This is a genomic window from Bacillus coahuilensis m4-4, assembly GCF_000171615.1.
In the GTDB taxonomy this organism is placed as follows: domain Bacteria; phylum Bacillota; class Bacilli; order Bacillales; family Bacillaceae_K; genus Bacillus_T; species Bacillus_T coahuilensis.
This window is the reverse complement of sequence record NZ_ABFU01000012.1, coordinates 38,694-45,985: the sequence shown is the minus strand read 5'-3', so window position 1 is coordinate 45,985 and position 7,292 is coordinate 38,694. Positions and strand designations below refer to the sequence as shown.

Annotated in this window: 5 protein-coding genes and 1 riboswitch; all 5 genes read right to left on the bottom strand. The window is 39.5% G+C overall.

From position 1 onward, the window contains the following. Window positions 1–357: 357 nt before the first annotated feature. The 5 genes from M44_RS27465 to M44_RS02560 all read right to left on the bottom strand — a co-directional run bounded on the left by M44_RS27465 (window position 358) and on the right by M44_RS02560 (window position 7,136). On the bottom strand, window positions 358–591 hold the full coding sequence (locus M44_RS27465) for a hypothetical protein (protein ID WP_010170640.1): 234 nt from the start codon (window positions 589–591) through the stop codon (window positions 358–360). Window positions 592–965: 374 nt separating this feature from the next. Continuing rightward, entirely contained in the window at window positions 966–2,519 is a 1,554-nt protein-coding gene (gene guaA / locus M44_RS02575; RefSeq protein ID WP_010170639.1) for a glutamine-hydrolyzing GMP synthase, read from the bottom strand. Window positions 2,520–2,633: 114 nt separating this feature from the next. After that, window positions 2,634–2,735, bottom strand: a riboswitch (purine riboswitch). A gap of 32 nt (window positions 2,736–2,767) precedes the next feature. Further along, window positions 2,768–4,972, bottom strand: a complete 2,205-nt coding sequence (locus tag M44_RS02570) for a DUF4129 domain-containing transglutaminase family protein (RefSeq protein WP_010170638.1) — start codon at window positions 4,970–4,972, stop codon at window positions 2,768–2,770. Then, window positions 4,969–6,186 (bottom strand): DUF58 domain-containing protein, encoded by a 1,218-nt coding sequence (locus M44_RS02565; RefSeq protein ID WP_010170637.1) that lies wholly within the window; start codon window positions 6,184–6,186, stop codon window positions 4,969–4,971. The genes M44_RS02570 and M44_RS02565 overlap by 4 nt, the downstream gene beginning before the upstream one ends. Then, window positions 6,186–7,136, bottom strand: coding sequence for an AAA family ATPase (locus M44_RS02560; protein ID WP_010170636.1), 951 nt, complete (start codon window positions 7,134–7,136; stop codon window positions 6,186–6,188). The genes M44_RS02565 and M44_RS02560 overlap by 1 nt, the downstream gene beginning before the upstream one ends. Window positions 7,137–7,292 lie beyond the last annotated feature (156 nt).

The window sequence follows — 7,292 nt, the reverse complement described above, 5'->3', positions numbered from 1 at the left end:
CCGCCTTAAACGATTTTAAAATCAGTTTAAAGCTTTTCTAATTATTATTTTCAGTGTTTAAATAAATCCTATTTCTCTATTTCTTGTCTGCTTAAAATTTCATTTTTCAACTCTTTAAATGTACTTTCAAAAAATTCCTTATTTATCGGCGCAATTAAGTCTATTAATCTTGTTTCATATTTAACTAAAATACTATCAATGTTTTTAGACAAATTATCAATAAAATTAGGGTTACTTCTAACTAAAATAGCTCCTTTAAAATATAATTTAAAGTTACGCCTAAGGTAATACTTCTAGTACCTGCGAACTGAGGCAAATAATACTTGTAATTTTCAATACTTTCTTGAGTTTGTGGACTCAATTGAACTCTAATTCGTAAATCTTTATCAGTAATTTCTTTTTAGGTTGTAGTTTGATTGTGTTGCCTTCCACCACTTTTTCCCATTGGCTTAAAGCTGAAACATCTTCCAATGCTTGAGAAATAATATTAGACTGTGTTAAACTATTTTCATTTTCTTGTTCATAAATTTCCTTTAAAATCTGAAAGTATTGTGCAGTTTCTCTAGATATTCTTGCTTGGAAATAATCCATTCCTTTGTCTCCTTTTTATTTTAGCGTACCATGGACATAAGAATATTACAATTCAAAATGAACTATCGTTGGTAACTTTACGGTAACCATCACGTTCAATTTATTCATTTTTAAATTACGTTATAATACGCAAATAACTTGAAACAGTTATATTTCCCCTTATATCTTCTTACAAAATTGTTTCAAAAAATAGGAAGTAGTCTTTTCTGATTCATTTATATTTTGGGGGTAAGGTACGAGACGTATAAAAATTGTAGGATTTATCTTGGTGGGGGTGGTGGGGGGTATTACTTTAAATCCAGCCTATTTCACACGTTTTATATTTCAATAAACCATGTAAAATAGGCTGTACCTTGTTAAATCAAGTTATGTCTTTATTCCCACTCAATGGTAGCAGGTGGCTTACTCGTAATGTCATACACAACGCGGTTAATGTGAGCAACCTCATTCACGATTCGCGTAGAGATGACCTGTAACACATCCCATGGAATACGAGCCCAGTCAGATGTCATACCGTCAATAGATGTAACGGCACGGATCGCAATCGTGTAATCATACGTTCTAGCATCTCCCATGACTCCAACACTTCTGATATCCGGTAGGACCGTAAAGTACTGCCAGATGTCACGGTCAAGCCCCGCCTTCTTAATCTCTTCACGTAAAATAGCGTCGGATTCTCGAACAATTTCAAGCTTTTCTTCTGAAATTGATCCAAGAACACGAATACCAAGTCCTGGACCTGGGAAAGGTTGACGCCAAACGATTTCATCAGGAATACCAAGCTCTGAACCTAACTTACGGACTTCATCTTTAAATAGCGTGTTTAATGGTTCAATCAACTGGAACTTCATATCTTCAGGCAGACCACCTACATTATGATGAGATTTAATTGTTTGAGCTGTGGCTGTTCCACTTTCAATGATGTCTGTATAAAGAGTACCTTGTGCAAGGTAGTCAATTCCTTCAAGCTTCGCTGCTTCATCATCAAATACGTAGATAAACTCATTTCCAATGATTTTACGCTTTTTCTCAGGATCGGATACGCCTTCAAGCTTAGAAAGGAAGCGGTCCTTTGCGTCTACTTTAATAACATTCATATTGAAGCCTTCAGAGAAGGTTTTCATTACACCTTCTGCTTCATCCTTACGAAGTAGGCCGTGGTCAACGAAAATACAAGTTAATTGATCACCAATCGCTTTGTGAATTAATACAGCTACAACTGAACTATCTACCCCGCCACTAAGAGCGCAAAGTACATTTTTATCGCCTACTAGGTTACGGATTTTCTCCATTTCCATTTCAATGAAGTTTTCCATAGACCAATCCGCTTTACATCCACACACTTCAAACACAAAGTTTTTCAGTAGAGCGTTTCCGTGCTCACTGTGCCGAACTTCTGGATGGAACTGAACCCCGTAGAACCCTTTTTCTTTATGGCTCATAGAAGTAATTGGACAAGAAGGGCTGATAGCATCAATCGTAAAGCCTTCCGGTGCTTCTGTTACAAGATCACCGTGACTCATCCACACCACTTGCTCCTTCGGAAGCTCGTGGAATAGCAAAGAGTTTTCTGTTTGTTGAATCCCTGCTTTTCCGTATTCCCTGTGACTAGCTCGCTCGACTTTTCCACCAAGCTGTACGGTCATAAGCTGCATACCATAGCAAATTCCTAGCACTGGAATTCCTAGATTAAAAATTTCAGGATCACATGCAAATGCTCCGTCGTCATATACACTATTCGGACCACCAGAGAAAATAATTCCCGTTGGATTTAAGTCCTTCACTTCTGATGCCGTCAGCGTGTGGGCATGTAGCTCACTATACACGCCGAACTCTCGAATTCTTCGCGTAATTAACTGATTGTACTGACTCCCAAAATCTAATACTAGAATAAAATCTTGATTCTTCCACTCTCTTTGCTCTACCATTTTGGACACCTCTCTTTGAAATTATTGACCTTATTACATTCTAAAAAAATCTTCAAAAAAACCAGAATCCACCCTTCTCTACAGAGAAAGGCAGAATTCTGGTTTGAATGTTACATACAAGAATTCTGCCTTCATAGTCAGGTCATTTACGGCGACCCGGTAGAGACTCTCGAACCTTATTATCGAGGATATACGAAGAACTTGTTAGGTATAATTTTGTCTCATTTTACCCCTTGTATGATAGTTGGTCAACCTCTCGTTCTATTAATTAAATTTTCCCACATTTTAAACAATTCATCATGATTGCCTTTTAAATCTTGGCCACCGTATAAGACTTGCTCGTATTGATCCGTTAAGCGAGCCATATCCCATGTCCCGAAGAAGCCGTCAATATATTTCGCGTACGCTCTTAGTGTTTGACCATCCTGAATATGTAGGCCATAACGCTCTAATTGCTTTAACAGAGAAAGATACGCTTTTTCAAACGCCTCTTTATTTTGGCGATTCCTTTTATACTGAAGCTTGTAAAAGATCGGTATCCAGCTACGTCGAGTCTTGACCATTGCAAAAATCAGCAGCGGCACTAGGATGGTCAAGCTGATAATCCATAACCAGTTTCGTTCAAAGAATAATCTTGCTTCGACTCGTAGTGGAAGGGTAGCGGTTTCTCCACTAGCCACTTCATCTTCTGGCATAACATCTTGGTTTCTATCTTGCTCTTCCACTTCATTAGGCTTCGTTTCTTCATTATTTGTAGTGGCAGAATCTTCTCTCGTGTCGTCATTTACGGCCGCTGATCCTGTGAAGCCAACGGTTGGTTCAAACATCACCCAACCAACTTCAGGAAAATAGGCTTCTACCCAGGAGTGTGCATGATCATTTTTCACATCATACAGTCTGACTCCATTTTCTAGTGATGAGTTATACTCCCCTTCTGTAAAACCCTTTACCCACCGAGACGGAATTCCAGCGGAGCGTAACAAGACGACCATAGAGGTAGAGTAGTTATCACAATAGCCTTGCAGAGACTCAAATAAAAATTGATCTACATAATCTTGCCCTTCTTCAGGTACAGGTACATCAGAGGTTTCATACACATAACCATTAAGCCTGAAATAATCTTCAATGGCATTCGCTTGATCCCACCAAGTTTCTTTCCCTTCTACAATACTCGCTGAAAGCTCTCTTACTCGTTCTGGGAGGGTATCTGGAAGCTGAGTGTATTGAGCGACAAACTCTTGTGATAAAGTTACCGATTCACTTGTTGCCGCCTGTAAGTCTGTTAGATTATAAACAGGTTCTCTGTACGACACTTCATACGAATCCACTGTCACCACCTCTTGATTTGGGGTGACTGGGGCAATTTTATCTTTTGGCAGCAAGTAATTAAACGCGATTTCATCTTGGTCAGGGATGGTAACAGATTCTGCACCGTACGGGTAGGCAATATGATTATATTTCAACACATTTTCAACCTTTTCTACTCTAGTTAAAGCCCCTTCATTAGGAGTCTCCCATTTAAACGGTATATCCTCTTCTTGCTCAAACGACAATAAAGAGGTTTCGCCGCTTGACTCCCACCCTTTACCAGTGTAGACTTCCTTCGTTTCCACCTTCCAGTAGTGCTCTTTTGTCACCTCTGCTGTGAAAACTAATGAAGCATCACCAATAAACGCTCCACCTAGCTGACTATCATTTTCACCGTACCCTACTTTCTTTACTCCAACGGGACCTTGTCCACTGTCTGGATTTAAGCTTTTTAAAAAAGGGACCGGATCTGGCCAAATAGGATCGGATTTTGGCGCTGCAAGAGCGAGAGATGAACTAAACACTACCATGAGAATCAGTGGTACAAGCCATCTGTTAAGAGATTGAAACGTAATCACAATTCCTTCTTTTCTTGACAGCTTTTGAAATGCTAGAATCCCTAGTAAAAGGAAACCTACTAGCAAAGTTCTCACAATAGGAAGAGCTCCGTCATACGTAGTGAAGGTATCTAAAACTCCAATATACACAACAGTCATGATAAAAAATAATAGCATACTACTTCGAATCATTAGCCAATATTGTATAAGATACGTCATCATCCATAAAAGCAGGAAGAATAATAGACTTCGGAAGCTAAAGCTTAAATCAGTTGCGTTCATCCCTACTAACAGCATGACGTTAGAAACTAGGTCTTCAATAAGACGAATGATCCAGTTCACTTCTGTATTATCTGCTTTAAAATAAAGAAGATACAGGCTTCCTACGACATACACGCTTTTCAACAGCCAAGAATACAGCAGCTTCACTTGGAAAACATGAAGCAACAGAGACATCCCCATAAAAATGACAAAATACTGAAGATTTGCCGTGTCTGTTAGCTCCCTTAGAGGCCTGAGCCACTCCCAAAGCAGAATAAAGGCAGCTCCGTATAGAAACCAAATTTTCCATTGTTTTAGACTATTCATGCTCGCTTCACCTCTAAAAATGCTTGTTCAAATCCATCCTCGTATACAACTTTTACTCGGATACCACGAGAGGAAGCAAAAGCTAGCATGTTTTTGTCTGCAGTAGACAAGCTTTGACTTCTCTTTTTCACAAGAAAAATAACAATGGACGGGTTATGTTTTGCGTACTTATAAAGGGCATCCACATCTCCACGACCAATCCGTGTGGTCAAAAATAGGATGGTTGCAGATTGCTGATAAACAACCCCTTCTTTCTCGAGGGCTTTCCCAAAGCTATGAATACTATCTCCTTCCACCTTTGCTAAATGGTAGAAAAGAGAATTTAAATGGTCCTGACCTTCTCGAATACCCGATAGAAAAGCTACCTTCCCTAGGGAAAGAAGTCCTACCTGAGCCCCTTTCTTGACGATCGCTCGAATAATAGAAGCGGTAAAGGAGACAAGCTCTTCAAATTGCTCAGAGGGACTACGGTCAAGGAGCACTAGAACATCGTGTGATTGCTTTTCTTCAAATTCCTTCGTCTTTAACTCATTCGTACGAGCAAACGTTTTCCAATGAATCCAAGAAAATCGGTCTCCACCTTGATAATCCCGAACTCCCGTCACCATTGTGGTGTCCTTTTGAAACTTGTTCTCAGTCTTAGCAGCGCCCTGGTCGTATTTGTTTTCAACAGGACGATACGGTATTTCCACAAATGATGGATACACAAGTACCTCATCCGTAACAGGAACAAAGCGTTCCTTTGAGAAAAGTCCGAATATGTCTCCCGTTTGGATGCGTATCCCTGCAAACACATGCTCCCCTCTGGCGATGGACTGAATGGTATATTCAAGTTGAATTTTCCGTTTGAACATAGGATAAATCACTGTTTTGACTACATCAGACGGAGAATGCTTAAACATGGACGGAGTCACCACATCTTCAATCAACAAATAAAAAAGCGGGAACGGAAACCTTCTTCGAATCGTTACTACGACCGTAAGCGGCTCTCCTGCCTTCCATGCTTTTGTCTTCAATTCTCTCGTCACGTCTAGAGAACTGAGTGGGTATAAAAAGAGTAACAGGGAATAGCCTGCAAATGGCAGAAAGCTATAAAATAAAAACCAACTCACAAATCCCCCTTGGAACATGGCATACGAGAATGTAATAACCATAAAGGCTAAAACTACAAAAAACTTACCAATAGCCTTTAACAGCAGAAACTGGTGCTTCATTACCTCACAACCTTTTGCACCGGAACCGGCATCGTAGCCACAATACGTGCAAGAATCTCTTCTGCTAGAATCCCTTCATAGCGTGCTTCTGGCTTCAATATCATACGGTGAGATAGAATAAACGGAGCTAAATATTGTACATCATCCGGTAAGACAAAGGATCTTCCTTTTAACAAAGCTAGTGCTTGTGAAGCTCTCATTAAAGCAATCGTTCCACGAGGACTCGCTCCTAAATAGACACTGTTATGCGTTCTTGTCTTATTCACAAGCTCTACCATATATTTCTTAATCGTCTCATCCACAAAGACTTCTCTTACTTCATCTTGAATCTCAATTAATTCCTCTACTGTCATAACACTTGTCAAATGTTCAATAGGAGGCGTACGCTGGGCGCGATTTAGTACTTCCATTTCTTCTAGAATATCTGGGTAACCCATCTTCATTTTTAATAGGAATCGGTCAAGCTGTGCTTCTGGTAATGGGTACGTTCCTTCGTATTCAATTGGATTTTGAGTCGCCATAACAAAAAAAGGAGACTCTAGACGTTTTGTTACTCCATCGATGGTGACGCTACCTTCCTCCATTGCCTCTAGTAAGGCAGACTGTGTTTTGGGTGATGTTCGATTGATTTCATCTGCTAGAATAATATTTCCCATGATGGGTCCGGGACGAAATTCAAATTGAAGTTCTTTTGGATTATAGATGGATACCCCAATTACATCTGAAGGTAGTAAGTCAGGAGTAAATTGAATTCGCTTAAATTCAGCACCAATCGACTTTGACAACGCCCGCACCATCATGGTCTTCCCCACGCCTGGAACGTCTTCTAATAGAACATGTCCTCCAGCAAGTAACGCGACTACGCTTAGCTCCGCTACTTCTTTCTTTCCAATCATTACTTTTTCTATATTTTCTATAACACGTTCAAGTTTTTGTTGTGTTGTATTCATCTCTTTCTCTTCCCCCCTACATTTCGTCAAAAAATGTGTATCATACAATAGTTCTAGAAAGATTTTAAAAATACCTTTTAAAATATTCTAAATTTTCATTCTGGAAAGTTTTATCAAGAAAATTTTTGCGTTACAAAAGCACACACCTCATAAGGT